Source organism: Bradyrhizobium sp. 154, assembly GCF_023073875.1.
Taxonomy (GTDB): Bacteria; Pseudomonadota; Alphaproteobacteria; order Rhizobiales; family Xanthobacteraceae; genus Bradyrhizobium.
Genome location: NZ_JADPKG010000023.1, coordinates 1 through 18,250, shown reverse-complemented (window position 1 = coordinate 18,250; position 18,250 = coordinate 1). Strand labels below are relative to the sequence as shown.

22 protein-coding genes are annotated in these 18,250 nt (G+C 60.9%); 5 read left to right on the top strand and 17 right to left on the bottom strand.

All coding sequences use genetic code 11. The features are described from left to right. The first annotated feature begins 64 nt into the window (after nucleotides 1–64). Nucleotides 65–556: a hypothetical protein gene (locus IVA92_RS03115; RefSeq protein ID WP_247279397.1), complete on the top strand. Its 492-nt coding sequence runs from the start codon at nucleotides 65–67 to the stop codon at nucleotides 554–556. A gap of 78 nt (nucleotides 557–634) precedes the next feature. Beyond that, the gene (locus IVA92_RS03110; protein WP_247279396.1) at nucleotides 635–838 is read left to right on the top strand and encodes a cold-shock protein; all 204 of its coding nucleotides are present in this window, start codon (nucleotides 635–637) and stop codon (nucleotides 836–838) included. 27 nt (nucleotides 839–865) lie between these two features. Here IVA92_RS03110 and IVA92_RS03105 read toward each other — a convergent pair whose 3' ends face one another. After that, complete coding sequence (locus IVA92_RS03105; protein WP_247279395.1) at nucleotides 866–1,228, bottom strand: hypothetical protein; 363 nt, start codon at nucleotides 1,226–1,228, stop codon at nucleotides 866–868. Between the two features lie 172 nt (nucleotides 1,229–1,400). Continuing rightward, entirely contained in the window at nucleotides 1,401–1,580 is a 180-nt protein-coding gene (locus IVA92_RS03100; protein WP_247279394.1) for a hypothetical protein, read from the bottom strand. Between the two features lie 194 nt (nucleotides 1,581–1,774). Between IVA92_RS03100 and IVA92_RS03095 the strand changes: the two genes are divergently transcribed. Next, nucleotides 1,775–2,152, top strand: coding sequence for a hypothetical protein (locus IVA92_RS03095; RefSeq protein WP_247279393.1), 378 nt, complete (start codon nucleotides 1,775–1,777; stop codon nucleotides 2,150–2,152). 286 nt (nucleotides 2,153–2,438) lie between these two features. Here IVA92_RS03095 and IVA92_RS03090 read toward each other — a convergent pair whose 3' ends face one another. The 15 genes from IVA92_RS03090 to IVA92_RS03020 form a co-directional block, all read right to left on the bottom strand. After that, the gene (locus IVA92_RS03090; protein WP_247279392.1) at nucleotides 2,439–2,690 is read right to left on the bottom strand and encodes a hypothetical protein; all 252 of its coding nucleotides are present in this window, start codon (nucleotides 2,688–2,690) and stop codon (nucleotides 2,439–2,441) included. A gap of 601 nt (nucleotides 2,691–3,291) precedes the next feature. Continuing rightward, a complete protein-coding gene (locus tag IVA92_RS03085) occupies nucleotides 3,292–3,489 on the bottom strand; it encodes a hypothetical protein (protein ID WP_247279391.1) in 198 nt (65 codons plus the stop codon). 967 nt (nucleotides 3,490–4,456) lie between these two features. Next, nucleotides 4,457–4,753 (bottom strand): hypothetical protein, encoded by a 297-nt coding sequence (locus IVA92_RS03080; protein ID WP_247279491.1) that lies wholly within the window; start codon nucleotides 4,751–4,753, stop codon nucleotides 4,457–4,459. A gap of 37 nt (nucleotides 4,754–4,790) precedes the next feature. Next, nucleotides 4,791–5,204: an MAPEG family protein gene (locus IVA92_RS03075; RefSeq protein WP_247279390.1), complete on the bottom strand. Its 414-nt coding sequence runs from the start codon at nucleotides 5,202–5,204 to the stop codon at nucleotides 4,791–4,793. A 45-nt stretch (nucleotides 5,205–5,249) separates the two neighbouring features. Further along, nucleotides 5,250–5,735 (bottom strand): SRPBCC family protein, encoded by a 486-nt coding sequence (locus IVA92_RS03070; protein ID WP_247279389.1) that lies wholly within the window; start codon nucleotides 5,733–5,735, stop codon nucleotides 5,250–5,252. A 2-nt stretch (nucleotides 5,736–5,737) separates the two neighbouring features. Next, nucleotides 5,738–6,049 carry a metalloregulator ArsR/SmtB family transcription factor gene (locus IVA92_RS03065; RefSeq protein WP_247279388.1) on the bottom strand — a complete coding sequence of 104 codons (312 nt, stop codon included), beginning with the start codon at nucleotides 6,047–6,049 and terminating at the stop codon, nucleotides 5,738–5,740. A gap of 254 nt (nucleotides 6,050–6,303) precedes the next feature. Next, a complete protein-coding gene (locus IVA92_RS03060; protein WP_247279387.1) occupies nucleotides 6,304–8,643 on the bottom strand; it encodes a xanthine dehydrogenase family protein molybdopterin-binding subunit in 2,340 nt (779 codons plus the stop codon). After that, nucleotides 8,640–9,119, bottom strand: a complete 480-nt coding sequence (locus IVA92_RS03055) for a (2Fe-2S)-binding protein (RefSeq protein ID WP_247279386.1) — start codon at nucleotides 9,117–9,119, stop codon at nucleotides 8,640–8,642. Before IVA92_RS03055 ends, IVA92_RS03060 begins: the two co-directional genes overlap by 4 nt. Then, nucleotides 9,116–9,985 carry a xanthine dehydrogenase family protein subunit M gene (locus tag IVA92_RS03050; RefSeq protein ID WP_247279385.1) on the bottom strand — a complete coding sequence of 290 codons (870 nt, stop codon included), beginning with the start codon at nucleotides 9,983–9,985 and terminating at the stop codon, nucleotides 9,116–9,118. Before IVA92_RS03050 ends, IVA92_RS03055 begins: the two co-directional genes overlap by 4 nt. Nucleotides 9,986–9,987: 2 nt before the next feature. Beyond that, nucleotides 9,988–10,770: an alpha/beta fold hydrolase gene (locus IVA92_RS03045; RefSeq protein ID WP_247279384.1), complete on the bottom strand. Its 783-nt coding sequence runs from the start codon at nucleotides 10,768–10,770 to the stop codon at nucleotides 9,988–9,990. Nucleotides 10,771–10,780: 10 nt separating this feature from the next. Continuing rightward, nucleotides 10,781–11,500, bottom strand: a complete 720-nt coding sequence (locus IVA92_RS03040; protein WP_247279383.1) for an ABC transporter ATP-binding protein — start codon at nucleotides 11,498–11,500, stop codon at nucleotides 10,781–10,783. After that, complete coding sequence (locus tag IVA92_RS03035) at nucleotides 11,490–12,233, bottom strand: ABC transporter ATP-binding protein (RefSeq protein WP_247279382.1); 744 nt, start codon at nucleotides 12,231–12,233, stop codon at nucleotides 11,490–11,492. Before IVA92_RS03035 ends, IVA92_RS03040 begins: the two co-directional genes overlap by 11 nt. Next, nucleotides 12,230–13,231 (bottom strand): branched-chain amino acid ABC transporter permease, encoded by a 1,002-nt coding sequence (locus tag IVA92_RS03030; protein WP_247279381.1) that lies wholly within the window; start codon nucleotides 13,229–13,231, stop codon nucleotides 12,230–12,232. The genes IVA92_RS03035 and IVA92_RS03030 overlap by 4 nt, the downstream gene beginning before the upstream one ends. After that, complete coding sequence (locus IVA92_RS03025) at nucleotides 13,228–14,088, bottom strand: branched-chain amino acid ABC transporter permease (protein WP_247279380.1); 861 nt, start codon at nucleotides 14,086–14,088, stop codon at nucleotides 13,228–13,230. The genes IVA92_RS03030 and IVA92_RS03025 overlap by 4 nt, the downstream gene beginning before the upstream one ends. Nucleotides 14,089–14,131: 43 nt before the next feature. Beyond that, nucleotides 14,132–15,352: an ABC transporter substrate-binding protein gene (locus IVA92_RS03020; protein ID WP_247279379.1), complete on the bottom strand. Its 1,221-nt coding sequence runs from the start codon at nucleotides 15,350–15,352 to the stop codon at nucleotides 14,132–14,134. A gap of 229 nt (nucleotides 15,353–15,581) precedes the next feature. Between IVA92_RS03020 and IVA92_RS03015 the strand changes: the two genes are divergently transcribed. Together IVA92_RS03015 and IVA92_RS03010 are read left to right on the top strand one after the other, a co-directional pair. Beyond that, a complete protein-coding gene (locus tag IVA92_RS03015; RefSeq protein WP_128933814.1) occupies nucleotides 15,582–16,217 on the top strand; it encodes a GntR family transcriptional regulator in 636 nt (211 codons plus the stop codon). 31 nt (nucleotides 16,218–16,248) lie between these two features. Continuing rightward, nucleotides 16,249–17,322 (top strand): amidohydrolase family protein, encoded by a 1,074-nt coding sequence (locus tag IVA92_RS03010; RefSeq protein WP_247279378.1) that lies wholly within the window; start codon nucleotides 16,249–16,251, stop codon nucleotides 17,320–17,322. The last annotated feature ends 928 nt before the right edge of the window (nucleotides 17,323–18,250 follow it).

Genomic DNA, 18,250 nt, shown 5'->3' with positions numbered 1-18,250 from the left:
TGTGGGTCTGCGGCTAGCAGTTTTGCACTTGCCGCCTTGATCTAGGTCAAGGGTGGGTGCGTAGATGGTCATTTCCTATTTTGGTCATGAGCGCACCCGCCCGACCAGCCAAGGAAGGTCCGCGCCAAAACCTTCGTGCTTGGAAGAGGCTCTGAGTGTTGTAGCGTGCGACACCCAGCCGAAAGCGATCGGTCTCAACGTCGGCGGCAGGACGGACGTCGTGTTGGCTGGCTGGTCCGACAATACCGGCCCATCAATCTTCGTCACTGAATGCCATCTTGACCACGACTTTTTCAAGGGCTCCGCAGTCGAGCGGTACATCACGCCCAGCGTAGAAGGTTTATCGGAAATGCAATTTCCTGACGATGGACTGCCGTTGCTAGAGAAGCAGCATAACGCACGGTTTAGCCGAACTGACGCGGGGACCTTTGGCGCAGTCACGATCGGCGGACTTGTCGGCGGCTTCGCGCAACACACACAGGTCGACGCGGGGGGTATCAAGATAGAGGTTCTGATGCGTTGGCCAGACGAGATCGTTGGCGGCGCCCCCGCGTGAAGGCGGTGGGCTGCGACTAGCCTTTCTTTTGTCGAAATTCGAGCACTAGCTTTGCTTTTTGAAAAATGGAGAAGTTAAGTGGCTATGGGGACAGTAAAGTGGTTCAATTCAACGAAGGGTTATGGGTTTATACAGCCCGACAATGGCGGCAAAGACGTCTTTGTTCACATCTCGGCAGTTGAAAAGGCCGGTTTTACCTCACTCGCAGAGGGCGCCAAAGTGAGCTTCGACGTCGTAAACAATCGCGGCAAAGATTCAGCGGAAAATCTTCGTATCGGCTGAGGCGGCCCCAGGGCGCCGTGTTGATCCTCAAGCGGCGCCGCGCAGCGGCAAGGCGAGCTGCAATGCAACAGGACGGCTCGCGTTAGCTTGGACGAAGGCTTCAAGCGCGGGCGAGAGGTCCAGCCCTTCACCGGCGGCTCGGTCGGCGAGCGCGTCTGCGATGTCCTCCGTCGCGTCGCGAGACCAACCCTCGATGGCGTTGAATACGATAATCCTAACCGGATAGGCATATTGGCCGGAGAGGATGTCCTGCAGCACTGTCTCGCGGTCGGTGTCCTGCTCGTCGGCTTCTCGCCAGGCGCACCCCGCGCGTGCGCCGAAGTCTTCCAGGACCAAATAGATGTCGCGATCCAGACGATCAAGCGGGACAATCGAGGGCGACTGACGCATACTCTTACTCCGATACTACCGACCGCGGAGATACTGCCCCGGCTTCAGGGGGCTGTTGAGGGTTGGGCCGGGGCAGCTCCGCCAACTCGGCTTCGAGCCGGCGACGATTCAAGCATCAGCCCGCCCTAGTGTTCCTTTGGAACCCGGGCCCACTAGTTGCCAGCGTCCCGAATTAACGCTGATGGCCCAGGCCGATACCCAACACGAGAGCTTTTTGGCGTAGCGCGCCTGCGGAGCGCTTAGTCATCTTGGCTATTTTGACGACAGGCGTCCTAGCCTTGGAGTGCGCCTTCAGGTCTTTGATCTCGTCCTTCGTCCACTCGCGGCGAATTGCGTTTTTCTTGTTAGCCAAAACTGCGCTCCTTCAATGTTGAGGGCGCGGTCTAACACACCGAGAGTAGCGCGCAACCCCGTGCGAAGTTTCTCCCCACCCGGCACACGACCGACGTGCCGGCGACCGTCTCTATGTCAAACTCAGGAACGTAAAAATTGTCCAACGACCTTGTTGTTCAGCTTGGCGCAAAGCTGGACTAATTCCAAAGCGACATGAATCAAGCCGGTGACATCGCGGATACCGCGATGAACCGGATAGCGCAGTCGTTTGCAAGCATCAATCCAGGCCGTGGCGGCTTCGCGTTGCTTGGCACTGCTGCGGCAGGCGTAACTGGCTTGGTCGGCGGTCTTTTGGCTGCGCTGACTGAAGTTAATAGTCAGCTCGCAGCCCTGCAGAAGAATGCGGAATACACCGGGCTCACCACGGAGCGATTCCAGCAGATCCGATTCGCCGCAGGGCAGGGCGCTGTTTCTTCCGAGGAATCTGTTACCGATTTGCGAAAAGTCGCAAGCCTCCTTTCGGACGCCAAGGAAAACAGCTGCTTGGCAGTCAGCAGTGTTTTGGCTACCAACGGCGAGTCTGAACCGTAGTCTAAAACCTTCTGTTGCGAGGTTGGCACATTGATATTAGTGCGACCAGAATCAATTTCGTCAGCCAGCATGATCCGGTAAATCGCGTCGGTCTTCACAGTGTGAAGACGCTCGCCAATCTTAACCATTTCCATAATGCTCCCCTCCGGACGGTCCCACCTCCATGGACATCGCAGAGTCGCGAAGATGTTCAATCGGGCGCTTCATTGCTGCAACTTTAGTAACTGCCGTAGCGGTCAACGAATAAAGGCCCGCGTTCGGGGGGCTCACTATTTGGCGCGCCCCATCAGCGCGGGATTTCGGTCATATTGCGCCATACAGGGCGGCCTGTTGCCCTAGTGAAGCGCGCAGCAATCTCCTCCAGGGTCTCATCGTCATCTGTCAAGATGAGAACGCCCTCAATTCCGTCCTCAATCATGCCAGTCACAGCTATGGGGGCGTGGCCGAAAGGGCCAATGGTGATCTCGTGCCCTCGCTCCATGAGCGTCGCGGTGTACGAACCGGCAACATCTGCGACAGATAGGATCGCGATCTTCATTTGGGCGTCTCGACTGATTAACCGCGCGTTGAGCTGAACCCCTTTGGGGGAGCCGCTTCCTGTCGCAATTGTTCAACGATCGACGATACGTTCATCCTCTCTAGCTCATCAGAATATTTAGCCGTCGCAAATCGATTGACAATGAACGGACCCCCGTAAGCGACCCGCAGCCCTCCATAGCGAGGCATCAGGCTCGTATCTATAACAGTGCTTTGTGGAGAGCATGAAAGATCCGGCGGCGTTCCCGTTTCAGAGTTGATCTCGTTTAATCAAGATCGATGAAGCTTGGTTGCCTCTGCAGACACAATGTATTCGCCACCCTGCATCATCCCAACCACGGCGAAGACGCCGGCGCCATGGTGTTGATATAGGGGGTATGTCATCTTCAAGCCCGTGGCGCCCCAACACGAGTCCGCCAAAGCGGGCGTCCATAATGCTCATTCGCTCCAGCTCAGCAAAAAACTCATAGAAATTTAGACGATGTGGTGCGGGCGTGGAGCAGTCCGGACACGCGTTACACTCCAGTGGCACATGAGCGGAACACTCGGCGCAAGCTGTGCTGCTTGCGAGATCGATTTGGAAATCACTCAAAGCTGGTCATCTACCGTGTCACCCGAACATCGCCGTAGTCTTCCGCCATCGGCCGCTCACCGTCAAAGTCAGTATGAGCGAGTAGGGCGCCGATGCCAAACAACACCATGCCGCCAATCCAGACGAGGCAGGTTGCCGTCAGATAGGCCGACGTCCCAACGCCTATACTGCCGGTGAGCCCGAACAGCGTGCCGGCATTGAAGAGCAACCCGACAATGCACCAAAGCCAAAAAAGCACGGCAAGGAAGCCCTTTGAGATGCCGTGGTGGCTTCTGAGTCGGGGCCCTGAATCAGGCCAACGCTGGCTGCGGTGAGTGTGGCGTCGCTGTCCCTGTCATTTTTGACAGGTTCGGCCCGTCCCGAGATGGCGCATGATGGCCTAAATAGACGAGGGCCATGCTGTGCAGCGCGACTATTTTCCGATCATTCACAATGGGCAACTACAGGCGGACGATGCGGGGAGATGTTTGGCTCGGCCGATCTCGCGGGACAGTATGGCGCCCGTGTCGCACGCGATATCGGCAGCGATCCGGAGTATGATCCCGTTAGTGGCACCGTTGTAGTGGTTGTCGACGGCGCTGGGGCAGAGGTAGCGCGGTACGGGTTTGTTAGTGTATGATCTCACCGCGTCTTGGGCAGGGCGGCGCATTTGACTTTGGGCTTCGTACGCAGAGGGGACGCCGTAGTGTTACGGTCGTTAATTGTGAACCAGTTCACAAACGCACTGCGCGCTGGCCGATATACTGAAGCTGCTGGAGGATTTCAGGGGCCAGCAACCGGGCGCCGCAGGGACATCGTATTTCGAGCCCCGCGGCGTAGCTTTCGAGGGCTATGTTTAGATCGCTTTGCCTGGCCAGTATTTCGACTTCATCGAAATCCACTCGCTTGCTTCGGTTTTGGCGAACCCTCCCCCCTAATGTGCGAATCTGGACCGACCCCGGCTTTCACGGCGGCAAAACAATCTTGACCGCCTCAAGCATCAGGCTCGCCGAGGGCTAGATCACGGCCAAGCGCTGTTGCGTTCAAACTCCGATCAGGATGAAAAGGCCGATCTCGGCCAAGAAGGTCATGGCCATGAGTGCGACCGTGAGAAACATATCGCCCGCCGGTAGAGGAGTCATCGTGCGCCGCTTGCTTGGTGCGATCTCGGAAAGTGTTTGGAGGAAACATCTTTGCTATCGCGCCTCTTCCAGTTCGTCCGCGATAGCGGTGTAGCGCGCGAGCAGCCTTGCGAACACGCTGCGCTGGAGCTGACTCTTTGCAGCCTTGAGGCGCAGTTCGTGTTGGCCCGCGTTTGACACGCCGATCAAGCGGGGAGGCGCATGACCTCGTACTCCCTCGGGTTCGTTCTCATCACGCCAGTAGGCGCTCCGGCCGCAACGCTTCGACGGCGGGACGTTCTCGAACGCGCGCAGGCGCGGCTCGACCAGAATCCAAACGCGATGCGTACACGCCGCGAGACCGTCGAGCATCCGTTCGGCAGACTGAGCGGCCCCAGTGCCTGGTATGTCAGCCGATAACTGCGACGGCGGTCGTGGCAATGAGAATAATAGTCACGAGCGCTCCTGAAACGTAGAGAATGGTTCTGATGCTGCCGCCTTTGGCCGCTTTGCCGCCGCGCAAATAGACCGCAACATGGATCAGACGAATTGCGACGTAGACCCAGACGAGCGTCGCAAGCGTACCGGGTCTGACCCCCACTATCATGGCCAAAACTGCTGGGACGACAAAAGGCGGCAGCGCCTCCACCGCATTCATGTGAATGCGATCAATCCGGTACAGCAAGTTGTCGTCGTCGGCCGGCAGGACAGGTCCGGAGAGGGCGCCCGCTCTTCCTTTGGACGATCCTGAATAAATCGCCAGCAGAATGGATCCGAGGCAGAGGACAAGCACTCCGATAACACTAAACGAGTAGGCCGCCATACGGGCCTCCGCAATTACGATAGGGGCGCATGAGGTACGCGAGCATCATGGCTTACGGGCAATCCGCTCGGCGAACCGTTTCAGGTAGAGCGGCCAACCCTGTTCGCCCTCGACGCCTTCGCGCACGCCTTCCCAACCTTGACCATGACGTTCGAGGTGACGATGCTCAAGCTCCAACCTGGTCCGACCTGGCGTTTCGGGGATAAACCGTACCTCCCATTCACTGGTCTTGTCGGGATCGGTTTCGATTTGCCAGCGCGGGCTGATGTCCCAGCTGAGCAGCACGCGATTCGGTGGCTCATACGCCAACACGCGCGCCCAGCGGCATTCGGTGCCGTCGACGCCGCGATCATAGACGTGACCGCCCACCCGAGGCTCGAACACTGTCTCTGCGATGGGGACCGAGAGCAGATTGTGTTCGCGCGGTTTGAAGCTGCCGAAGTCTTCAGTGAAGACCTTGAACGCGCGCTCGATCGGCGCCTCGACCACGATCGATTGTTTGACGGAGGCGGCCGATACACGTCTGCTCATCGCTAGTCCTCCCGAGAGTTTTCGACGGCGATCTTGTAAGCCGCCAGTGTGCTGCTCCAGAACCGGTCGAGCCAAGCGCGCATCTGGCCGAGCCCCGCCGGATCGATGTGATAAATATTGCTGGCGCCCTTCGGCTCAGCGCGAACCAAACGAGATTCGCGCAGCACCTTGAGATGCTGGGAGACGGCTGACTGGGAGACCGTTAGCTCCCGAGTGATTTCAGTGACGGTGCGAGGCCGCATCCCCACTAGTTCGAATATGCGCCTGCGGGTCGGATCGCCTAGAGCTGCCAGTTGCACGTTATCTTTGACCATGCCTAACCGATGCAGGATGCCCGACCATGCCTACGAGAATTCGCCATTCGATTACCGGTCGAGCTTGTAGATTGTAATTAGTCGTAACTAATGATTAGCATGTACTGATGGTAGCGTCAACGCGCTGGTAGCGGAACTGTAAGTAATTCGAGAGGAGCAATTTTCTCTGTGAATTCAAGATCAAAAGATTGCGGCGGGTCTGCCGTCAGAATTTGCCGCTTCCTGAGATCACGCCACCGTTGCCTGTCTGACAGTCAGGCCGTCGCCGAGGATGCGCTCGCCTCTATCCATTTCACCACCTGTTGTGGCGAAATCGGGTGGAGATGGACGAAAGGCGCATCTGTGCCCAGCGCATGCTCGACGGCCGAGATCACGCAGGCCGCGGCTGGAATTGTGCCGCCTTCGCCGGCGCCTTTGACGCCGATCGGGTTGCGAGGAGACGGTGTCTCGATGTGATGGACTTCGATCGGCGGCATCTCTGACGCCAGCGGCAGGAAATAATCCGCGTAAGTGGTGGTCAGGGGCTGACCGGCTTCGTCATGGATCATGCGTTCAAACAGCGCGTTGCCAATCCCGTGGACGACCCCGCCACGAATCTGACCGTCGACAATGAGCGGATTGATCAGCTTGCCGCAGTCGTGAACCACGACGTAGCGGATGACCCGCACATCGCCGGTCTCGGGATCGATCTCGACTTCGCAGGCGTTTGCGCCGTAGGCGAATGTCAGCGCCGTCGAGTTGAAATATGCCGTCGCCGCGAGGTCCGGCTCCATGCCGCCGGGAAGACCCATTCCGACATTCCCGGCCAGGGTGCGCGCGATCTCCGACAGGCTGACGTTCAATCCGGCAACGCCTTTGACGCGTACCGCGCCGCCTTCGAGTTCAAGATCCTCCGGACCAACCTCCAGTCTATGGGAGGCGAAGGCGATCGCCTTGGCACGAACCTTCTGTGCTGCCAGCTCGACGGAAGAGCCGGCCGTCACTGCGATCCGGCTGGCAATGGTGGACATGCCGAGTGGGAATTTCGACGTATCGGCGGTCTCGACCGTCACATCGTTCAGGTCGACGCCGAGAGCGTCTGCGGCGATCTGCGCGAACGCCGTACGATGCCCTTGACCCTGGCTCGATGCGCCGGTGCTGACAATGACCTTTCCGGCCGGCGTGACCCGAACCGAAGCTCCCTCGAACGGACCGAGCCCGGTATCCTCGACACAGGATGCGATACCGAGACCGAGCAGCTTGCCGTGCTGCTCCGCGGCCGCGCGGCGCTCTTCAAAACCGGCGGCGTCGATCTTGTCGAGCACGAGATCCAGCGCGGCGATGTAGTCGCCACTGTCATAGGAAATCGGCGAACCGTCACGGGCCTTCATCCCGGTCAGGTAAGGCATCTGGTCGGCGCGAACGAAGCTGCGCCGGCGCACCTGCTCGCGGTCGATACCGAGGTGGCGCGCGATCCGATCGGCGAGCCTTTCAAGGACGAACGCAGCATTTGGCCGGCATGCGCCACGTACGGGGGACGTCGGCACCAGGTTGGTCAACACAACATCGATCGTCAGGTCGAGCGCTTCGAGCGCGTATGGGCCCGGAAAGCTGGCCAGGGCCGTTGCCGGCAGAATGAGACCGTAGGGCGCGTAGGCGCCGTTGTCGTGAACGCAATGGCCCCGGATCGCGCGCATCCGCCCGTCATTGTCGAAGGCCACATCGAGCGTCCAGACCTGTCCGCGCTGCTGCGTCGTGGCGACGAAGTGCTCCTGGCGGTCCTCGATCCATTTGACCGGCCGCCCGGTCTTGAGCGCGGCAAGCGCAACGGCGAACTCCTCCGGATAGACATTGGCCTTCGGGCCGAAGCCGCCGCCGACATCCGGCGTCATCACATGGATCTGGCTCTCATCGCGGTTGAGATAGCTCGCAAGGTGCCGCCGCACCATGTAGGGCGATTGCGAGGACGTCGAGAGAGTCAGTACGCCTGAATGCGGATCGATGCTGGCAACCACGCCGCGGCACTCCATGGAGTGGCAACCGCCGCGATGAATATCGAAGCGCTCCGTCAGGACATGGTCGGCGTTCGCAAACACCGCGCCGCAATCTGAGAAGCCGGCCTTCATGGTGGCTGCGATGTTGCTCGGCCGCCTGCTGTCGGCTCTGGGCGCTCCTGCCCTTGAGGCAAGGACAGCGTCGGCAACCGCCGGCAATTCCTCGATGTCGAGCAACACGGCGGCTGCGGCATCTTCCGCCCTTGCCCGGTCGTCGGCCAGCACGATCGCGATGGCTTCGCCGACGTGACGTACTTCCTCGACAGCCAACGGGTGATAGGTAATCGGTGTCGGCAGGAGCGGGTGCGGGGCCATAGGCGGCATCGGGCCCTGCGCAATGCCGGCGAAATCCGCCATCGTGTAGATCGCTGCGACGCCCGGCATGCCGCTCGCTTCGCTCGTGTCGACGTTCCGGATGCGGCCGTGCGCGACACTGGCCCGAACGAACGCTGCATGCAGCATGCCCGGGAATTGCATGTCATCGACATAGCGTCCCCGTCCCGCCAACAGGCGAGGATCCTCGAGACGGGTGACCGCAGCTCCAAAATAACGCGCGCTCATGTACGGCTACCCTTTGCTGCGGCGGCCGTAAGGGCCGCTTCGACTATTCCCTGGTAGCCGGTGCAGCGGCAAATATTGCCCGAGATCGCTACTCTGATGTCATGTTCGGTCGGAGATGCCGTGACGCGCAGAAAAGCTTCGAGCGACATCAGCATACCCGGCGTACAGAACCCGCATTGCAAGCCGTGATGATTGGAAAAGGCCTGTTGCAGCGGAGAGAGTTCGCCGCCCCTGGCAAGGCCCTCGACCGTTTCCACCGTGCAACCGTCGATCTGGACGGCCAGCATCAGGCACGATCGCACCGGCGCTCCATCGACGATGACCGTGCAGGCGCCGCAGACGCCGTGCTCGCATCCGAGATGTGTTCCGGTGAGTCCGAGGCCGTGGCGCAGGAAATCCGCCAGGTGCATCCTTGGATCGGCGCTGGCCTCGCGCCGGTCGCCGTTGAGCGTGAAGCTGAGTTGTCGTTCGCTCATTGACGCAGCTCCAGGCTGGTGCAGGCCTCGCGCAAGGCGCGGCCGAGCAGGGTGCCGGCGAGATGGCGGCGATAATCCGCCGTCACCTGAACGTCTTCCATCGGATCGAGCGCGCGCGCAGCGTCGAGGATTGGAGCAAGCGCGATCTGACCGGCGATCTGGCCGACGAGAGTCGCTTCGGCCTCGTAAAGGCGTCGCGGTGCCTCTTCGACTCCGAACACCAGCAGCGCTGCGCGCGTAACCCGGCTGCTGTCGTCGGCTTCGAGCAGTGCAGCGGCACCCGATATCGCAAAGTCACCGTGCCGCCGGGCGTATTCGGCGAAGCCGTAGCCGTGGCCTTTGGCCCAAGGTCTGAAACGAACTGTCTCGAGGAATTCCTGATCGTCGAGCGATGATTGCAACATGCCCTGAAACCACTCAGCGGCAGGGATGACACGCCGACCATTCGGTCCGATCGCGACGAATTCAGCATCGAGCGCGGCGCAGATCGCCGGCTGCTCGGCGGACGGGTCGAGATGGCAACAGCTGCCCCCGATAGTTCCGCGTGACCGGGTCTGGATGTGGCCAACATGCTCGAGCGCGCGGGCAAGCAGCGGCAATCGGCTCCGGATGATCGGTGAGGAGAGAATATCCGCCTGACGGGTCATGGCGCCGATTTCGATGCCATCGGCCGTTTCGCGAATACCCGCCAGCTCCGGAATGCGGTTGATGTCGATCAGGTGATCGGGCGCGATCACGCGCAGGTTCAGCATCGGCATCAGCGACTGGCCGCCGGCCAGGATCTTCGCGTTGTCGAGACTGGCGAGGAGCGTGCCGAGCTCCTCGCGTGTCTGGGGTCGGTGGTAGTGGAACGGCGGCGGTTTCATGATCAGTTCAATTCGAGAAAGCCCGAGATCGTCTTGATGAAGGCCTCGGGAGCCTGCGCCATCGGCGCGTGACCGCAGCTTGGGATTTCGATCAGCTCGGCCTTTGGAAGCGCGCGGGCGAGGGCACGCGCCATCTCGGGCGGCGTCGCGGCGTCGAGCTCGCCGACCACGACCAGCGTTGGATTGCGAATGGTCACAATGCCGGACGTCAGGTCCAGCGCGGCGAGCGCGAGGCAGGCCTCGGCGAAGAATTCCGGATTGGTCTTGAGCAGGGCATTGCGCCGCTGGGCGACGACTTCCGGATGCGCCGCGATGAAGTCTTCTGGGAATAGCCGCTTCATCGCCACATCAATGATGGCTCCCATGCCGGCCTGACGCACGCGTTCGGCCATGGCATAGAACGACTGCTTGCCGTCGGGCGAGAAGGTTAGTCCGGTGTCGGCAAGCACGAGGCGATCGAACTTGCCGCCGTGGCGGATCGCCAAGGTGCTCGCGACAAAGCCGCCGAAGCCATTGCCAAGGACGTCGGCACCCGTGCCGAGATTCAAGGCATCGAACAGCCCCGCAATGCGGTCCGCGATTTCCTCGATCGTTGCCCCTGCGGATGACGAGCCGCCGAAGCCGGGCAGATCGGGCACGATCACCCGCCGGGCTCGTGCCAGCATTGGCACGATCCGGTCGAAGATGGTGCGATCGGCAAGGAGCGAGTGCAGGAGCACAACGGGCTTCCCGGCTCCGGATTCCGCGATGTCGAGAACGCCATCGCGCACGGAAATCGACGTCATGCTTGACCTTTCAATATACACCAAGGAGTTGCTGGATCCGCGCACCGTCGGCGCGAAGCGCTTCCGCCCCGCCCATATACGCGACATAACCTGTATTCAGGACCACGACGTCGTCGGCGATCTCAAGGGCAAGCCTGATGTTCTGCTCGACCAGGACGATCGAGAGGCCGCTTTCGCGAAGGCGCCTGAGAACGGCCGCGACTTCCGTGACGATCTGCGGCGCCAAGCCCTCCGACGGTTCGTCGAAGAGGATCAACCGCGGATTGGTCATCAAGGCACGCGAGATCGCGAGCATCTGTTGTTCGCCGCCCGACAGCGAGCCGGCGAGCTGCTGCTTCCGCTCGGCCAGTCTCGGGAAAGCCTCGTACACATCGTTCAGCATCCAGTTGGACCGCTGACCCGAACGGCCGCGGCGCGCGGCGACGGTGAGATTCTCGATGACGGTGAGCGAGGGGAATATTCTCCGTCCCTGCGGAAGGAGACCAATGCCGTTCAGCGAGATCGCCTCCGGCGACAGGCCTGCGATGGATTGGCCGAACAGCTCGAGGCGCGCAGTTTTGGCGCGGACCAGGCCGACGATGGCGCTGATGCAGGTGGTCTTGCCGGCGCCGTTGCGGCCGAGCAGGCCAAGAACCTGTCCTTGCTTCACCGTGAAGGATACATCATGCAAAACGTGGCTGTCGCCGTAGAATGCATTGAGTCCGCTGATCACCAGCGCGTCAGTGCCCAAGATACACCTCCCGCGTCTTCGGATCGGCCACCACCTCGGCGCGATTTCCTTCCACGACGATCTGACCGTGCTGCATCACGGTGATGACATCGGCAAAGGCGAGCGCGACGTCCATGTCATGCTCGATCATGATGATCGTGACGTCACGCGGAATGGTTTGCAGCAGTCGCTCGACATCCCGACGCTCATCGGCCGAGAGGCCAGCCAGGGGCTCGTCCAGCAACAACAGTTTCGGCTTCTGGGCGAGCGCCATGGCGATCTCGAGCCGGCGCTTCTCGCCGTAGCTGGTATCCGCCACCGTCCGCTCGGCAAGATGTTCGAGGCCGACGAGGGCCAGGATGGTCCGCGCCTCGTCCCAAAGCGCCTTGTGCTTCCTGATGTCCGCTAGTGGACTGAAGCGAAGCTTGAGCAGGCCCAGCAGCGAAATGACGACGTTGTGAACAAGCGTGTTCTTCGGAAAGAGGGTGATGATCTGGTAGGTGCGCGCCATGCCGAGATGGGTACGCTGGTCCGCGGTCTTTCCCGTGACGTTCTCGCCGAAGATCCGGATTTCGCCGCGCGATGCGGGAAAATCGCCGGCGATGAGATTGAACAGGGTGGTTTTGCCGGCGCCGTTCGGCCCGAGCAGCAGCCGCCGTTCGCCGACCGGCACAAGCATCGAGACGTCACGCACGGCGGGCAGGCCGCCGAAGAAACGATGAAGCCCTGTCACCTCCAACGCGGGCGCGGTCATGTCGGCCGCTCCTCGGTCACGGGCAGGGGCGTCCTGGTGGGCGAACCCGGCCGCATCTTCATCGTCTCACGCAGGCGGCGCAGGCCGGGCACGATGCCTTCAGGCATGAACAGAACGATCGCCACGAAGACGACACCGAGCAGCATCAGCCAGCGCGTGATGTAGGCGCTGACGACGTTCTTAAGGATGACGACGAGGGCTGCGCCCACCACCGGACCAAACAGGGTGCCGGTCCCGCCGGCCACGACCATCAGCAGCGTTTCGGCGGATGTCGTCAGGTGAAGCGCCTGCGGACTGACGAACTGGTGGTAATAGGCGTAGAGCATGCCGGCAATTGCGCCCCAGAACCCGGCGAAGACAAAGCTCAGCCACTGGATCAGCCACACGTTGTAGCCGAGCGCACGCATGCGTCGCGGCTGATCGCGTGCGCCTTGCAAGCTTTGTCCAAGCCCCGACTGGACGAAGCGCGAGATCAACCACACCGCCAACACCAGAAAGATCAGGGTGAAATAGAAGAAAGCGGTGGGATTCATCAGGTCGATCCCGAACGGCCGTGGCCGGACCGGGCCGCCAAGCCCATTGTCACCGCCGGTAAGGCTCGCCCATCGATAGGCGATGCCCCACAGGATCTGGCCGAGCGCCAGCGTGATCATGAGGAAGCCCAGCCCGGACGCCCGAAGCGCAAGGTAGCCGAACAGCATCGCAAGGAGTGTCGTCGTCACAATTGCAATCAGCGCGCTGGCGAGCGACCCCAGCCCGGCATGCGTGCTGAGGTAGATCGTAAGGTACGCGGCGACGCCGAGATAGGATGCGTGGCCGAGCGAAATCATTCCGCCGAACCCGACCAGCACGTTGAGGCTCATCGCCAGGATCGCGGCAATCACGATCTGGGTCGCGATGTTGATGTAGTAGTCCGATGTCACCAGCCACGGCATCGCCAGAAGCGCGGCGATGGCGAGCAGGGCGAGGACCGCCTGTTGATGCGAAGCGCGAATCAAATGGCTTGCCTCCCGAACAGACCGGTGGGACGCAACGTCAGGACCAGCACCATCGGCAGGAACAGGATCATGTAGGCGAGGTCCGGAAAGAGGGCCTGGCCGTAGCTGTAGATGAAGCCGATGATCAGGCTGCCGACAAACGCGCCGAGCAGGCTGCCGACCCCGCCAAGGATCACGACAACGAGGGCTAACGGCAGCATGTCGGTGTCGAGGCCGGGATAGACCGAGAGGATAGGGCCCGCCAGCACGCCGCCAGCGCCGGCAAGCGCCGAGCCAAGACAGAACACCACCGGGAACAGAACCGATGTCCGGATTCCCATGGCGCGCGCCATGTTGAGATCGTCGACCCCGGCGCGGATCATCGCACCAAGCCGGGTGCGCTCGAGCAGGAACCACAGCGCGGCCGCCAGCGCGAACGCCACGCCGATGACAAACAGGCGATAGATCGGAAACGCCAGTTGATGGATGCGGAACGCGCCGGCGAGTTCGCGCGGCATCGGCACCGGGCGGGGATCGCCGGTCCAGATCCAGACGCAAGCGTCAGCGATGATGAACGCGATCCCAAGCGTCACCAGCACCTGTGCCAGCGGTTGCCCGGTCAAGCGGCGCAGGATCAGTCGCTCGATGACGGCGCCCAGCACGGCGATCGCGACGCCGCAGATCAGAATGGCAGTCCAGAAGCTGGCGCCGGCGGCCATGGCCGAAATCCCGACATAGGCCCCCAGCATGAAATAGGCACCGTGGGACAAGTTCACGATGCGCATGAGACCAAAGATCAGTGAAAATCCGGACGCAAGAATGAAGAGGAGAGACCCGAAGGCCAGGCCGTTCAAACCTTGAATGACCCAGAAATTCATGCGGGACTCTCTCTTCGCTCAGGCGAATTGATCTGAAGGCTAATTACTTGGCCGGCGTCCAGTCACGCGAATAGACCGGACTCTTCAGAAACTCGTCGGGCCGATAGGTCCAGAACTGGCTGACCTCCGGATAGGTCTTGATGACCGTGTTCTGCAACTTGCCGTCCTTCTTCTCGACCTTCCGGATCGTGATGTCGAGGATCGGCTGACCGTATTGGTCGAGCTTGACCTGGCCGTAGGGGCTTTCGGGCATATTGACGCTGCGCAGGGCCTTCATGAAGGCCGCCTTGTCGGAGATCTCGCCCTTCACCTGCTCGAGCGCGTTGTTGAGGAATTCGCACGCCATGTAAGCGCCCACGGTGTAGTAGCCGGGGTCGGCGTTGTAGGCCTTTTGCACGGCCGCGACGAACTTCTTGTTGGCGGGCGTATCGATCGCCGCGCTGTACCAGCCTGCGGAGATCACGCCGAGCGCTTCGTCTCCCATTCGCTTGAGGATGCCTTCATCGACGGTCGTCATCGCGCCGAGGACGGGCTTCTGCATCCCGTAGTTCTTGTATTCGCCGAGAAACTTGATGCCATTGCCGCCCGCGAACCCGGCAAAGACGGCATCCGCGGTGGGATCGATCTGGGTGATGTAGGTTCCGTATTCGGCTGCATTCAGCGGCGACCAGAGCTTCTGGATCACCTTGCCGCCGTTCTGTTCGAACGTGCGCTGGAACCCTGCGGAGAGTTCGTGGCCGAACGCAAAGTCGTCGGCGATGATCACGATGCGCTTGTACTTCAGTTCCTTGGCAGCATATTCGCCGAGCGCATGATGGGCCTGCGCCGAGGTACCGACCGCGCGCACGAACCATGGGTTGGGCTTTCGCTGCGTGAGGTCTTCCGCAGCCGCCGATGGGGAAATGATCGGAGTCTTGGTCTGGCGGATGTAGTCGTCGATTGCCAGGGCTTCGAACGCCGCCAACGGCCCGATCAGAACCTGCGCGCCATTGCGCTCGACCAGCTCCTGCGCCTTGGTCTTGGTGACGGCCGGCTGACCGGCGGTGTCGGCGGTGATGATCTGGATCTTCCGACCGGCCATCTCGCCCTTGTGCGCATCCACGCACAGCTGGAGTCCTTCCTCCATCTGCCGGCCGCCCGCGGCCAACGCGCCTGACCTGACGGTCATGAACCCGACCTTCAGCGGCTCTGCTGCTTCGGCAGCACCCGCCAAGGCCCAACCGATCAGGAACGTGGTCGAAAAGAGGGCGCCGATCCGCCGCATGTTGTACCTCCTGGAAACAGATGTTGATACATCTGATCTTGTTATTTGTTTCTCATCTGAGATGTCACGAGACGCCGGGAAGAGTCAAGAAGCTCGTAAAAATGGCCAGAGTTACCGCAAAATCGATAGCGTGGTAAAGCATCCCAAGGTATCTTGCGTGTGAGAGGCCTTATTTGGGGCAAGGTTGTGATATCTCACAAGCGGTCCCGACGGAGCATTTTCGGGCGCAATGCAAAGCAAACGGATTTACGGGCTGCTGCGGCAGCAAATTCTGACCTGTCAGTTGCCGCCAGGCCGTGAGCTGCGCGAGCAGGAGCTCGCCCAGGAATTCGATGTCAGCAAGTCCCCGGTGCGCGAGGCGCTTCAGCAACTGGTCAGCGAGGGTCTCATCATCGTCATCCCGCGCCAGGGGTACCGCGTTGCTCCGGTGTCGCTGCGGGATGCGAACGAGGTTTTCACCTTCCGCCTGGCGATGGAGCTCGCCTGCCTTGCCGAGGCGGTGAAGAACGCGTCCGAGGACGAACTCAAATCGCTCGATCGGTTTCGCGAGTTCGACGGTGACTATGAGCGCGAGTTCATCGCGTACAACCGGGATTTCCATTGCACGCTTGCACGTTGCTCGGGCAATGCGCGCATGGCGCGAACCACGTGCGATTTGATCGAAGAGACCGAACGTCTGGTCCGGATGAGCGTCGCGGCGGTGCGCGGGCCGAATGCGCACAAATTCGTCGAAGAGCACAACGCCATCATTACGGCGCTGCAGGCGCGTGATTCGCGCCGTGCGGTCAGCCTGTTACGGGCGCATGTGGGGGCCGCGGTCAAGCGCTTCAGCACGGCGCTCGAATGGACGGTAATGCAGGCCTAGCAACAATCTCACTGGCCACAACGGATTCCCCATGATCGATCGCAAGAATCGCTACGGCCTGACGGCTGCACGTATCCAGGACGCGGACGGGCGCGCGCGCCGGCCTTCGTCGCCAACCATCGATATCCACGCCCACATCGTCGTTCCGGAGGCAGCCCAGGTTGCGCGGCCGCATCTTGATATCAGCAGAATTCCGCTGGCCCATTTCGCGCATGCGGCGAGCAAGGAGATCAACGCCGGACAGGAGGAGGACCTCAGGGAGGTCATGACGACGATCGATCGGCGGCTGTCCGATCTCGACCGGATGGGGATCGACATCCAGGTCGTCGCGCCCGCACCGGGACAGTGCTACTACTCCCTAAATCCCGCAATCGCGGAATCGGCGCATCGGATCGCAAATGACGGCGTCGCCGAATTCTGCTCGCGCAAGCCTGACCGCTTTCTCGGGCTGGGCGGGGTCACGCTGCAGCAGCCCGAGCTCGCGGTGCGCGAGCTCGACTACGTCATGTCGGAGCTGAGGCTGAAAGGCGTTCAGATCCTGACCAATGTCGACGGCAGGGAGTTGTCGGACCCGGAGTATCGGCCGTTCTTTGCGCGGGCCGAGCAACTCGGCGCCCTGATCATGCTGCATCCGAATGGCTTCACCCATGGTGAGCGGTTCACGCGCTTCTATTTCAACAACGTCATCGGCAATCCGCTGGAAACGACGCTCGCGCTGCATAACCTGATCTTCAGCGGTACGTTGGCGCGCTTCCCAGGTCTCAAGCTGCTCGCGGTGCATGGTGGCGGGTATCTGCCGGCCTATTCGGGACGGATCGACCATGCCTGGGGGGCGCGGCAGGATTCTCACGCCGATCTGCCGCTACCGCCGACGACCTATCTTCGTCAGGTCTACCTCGACACAGTCGTCTTCACCTATCACCAGCTCGCTTACCTGCTCGACGTGTTCGGACCGGATCGCATCCTGATGGGGACCGACTATCCGTTTGATATGGCGGAATTCAACCCGATCGGCCACATCGCTGGCGTTCCCGGAATGGACGAGGCGACGCTTGCGCAACTTGCGGGCGGAAATGCCATACGCCTGCTGGACCTTGACCCTTAATGCGGCTAGCAGCGGAATTCGTCGGGTTCGCGGAGAACGACTTTGGTGAACCTGTGCACGGAACCGCTTCGGTCCAAGTCTCATTTCACGCTGGGCTGGAGCCGGCGATCAGTAGCGACCGTGCATTGGCGTCGCCACCGGCGCTCTTCGTCGGACGGATTCGTAGAGATTGCGCTTACGTTTTTCACGACGCTCATCGAGGCCGCGGTCGATCTTTGCACGAGTGCGGGAAGGCAAAGATGGCGACGCTGACAGCGCTGATCATTCGTTTGACTCCGATAGGTGCCGGAATCGCCAGCATTGCGAGCGGCTCGAATTCTTCGGTGAACTCAAAGTGAAAAACATGCGACAGGTATACCGTCGGAATCAGTCTGTCAGATGGGAGGCTTTATCCTTCCAAATCAACGACGAAACGTTGTCCTCAATGATTGAGTGGGAGTAGGGCAGCCGCGGCGGCACAGATGCCGAATGCATGGATCTCACGAGGCATTGAGCAACTCGGGCTTTTGAGGATATCCATCATCATCGAAGAAGCAGCCTCGCGTATCCGGCCGGCGCCCAGAAGTGCGAGAGCGTTTTCCTTGCTCCGTTCAAGATATTCTTCTCGCTTTAACATTGAAGCCTAGATCCAGGGCTATGATAAAACAGCCCGTTCTTCACTGGTTTGGCAGTCAATCCCTTTAGAGTGCCAAAAGCGGCCGAGCCCCCGACGGATGCTGCCGCGCGATGTCTGCCTTAGGGTCAACCTGAGAAGAACTCAGGTTGAGCACATTTGGTCCGCTCTGCCGTCATGAGCGGACCTCCGTAAGGCGAGGCGCGACTTCGCAGTTGGGCCGATTCTGTTGAAAAAGGCAGCTGTTGCGACGCAGAGATATCAGTGATTCAGTCTGTCTAATTGGCAGGACTGAAGATCATGATGGGGCATCGG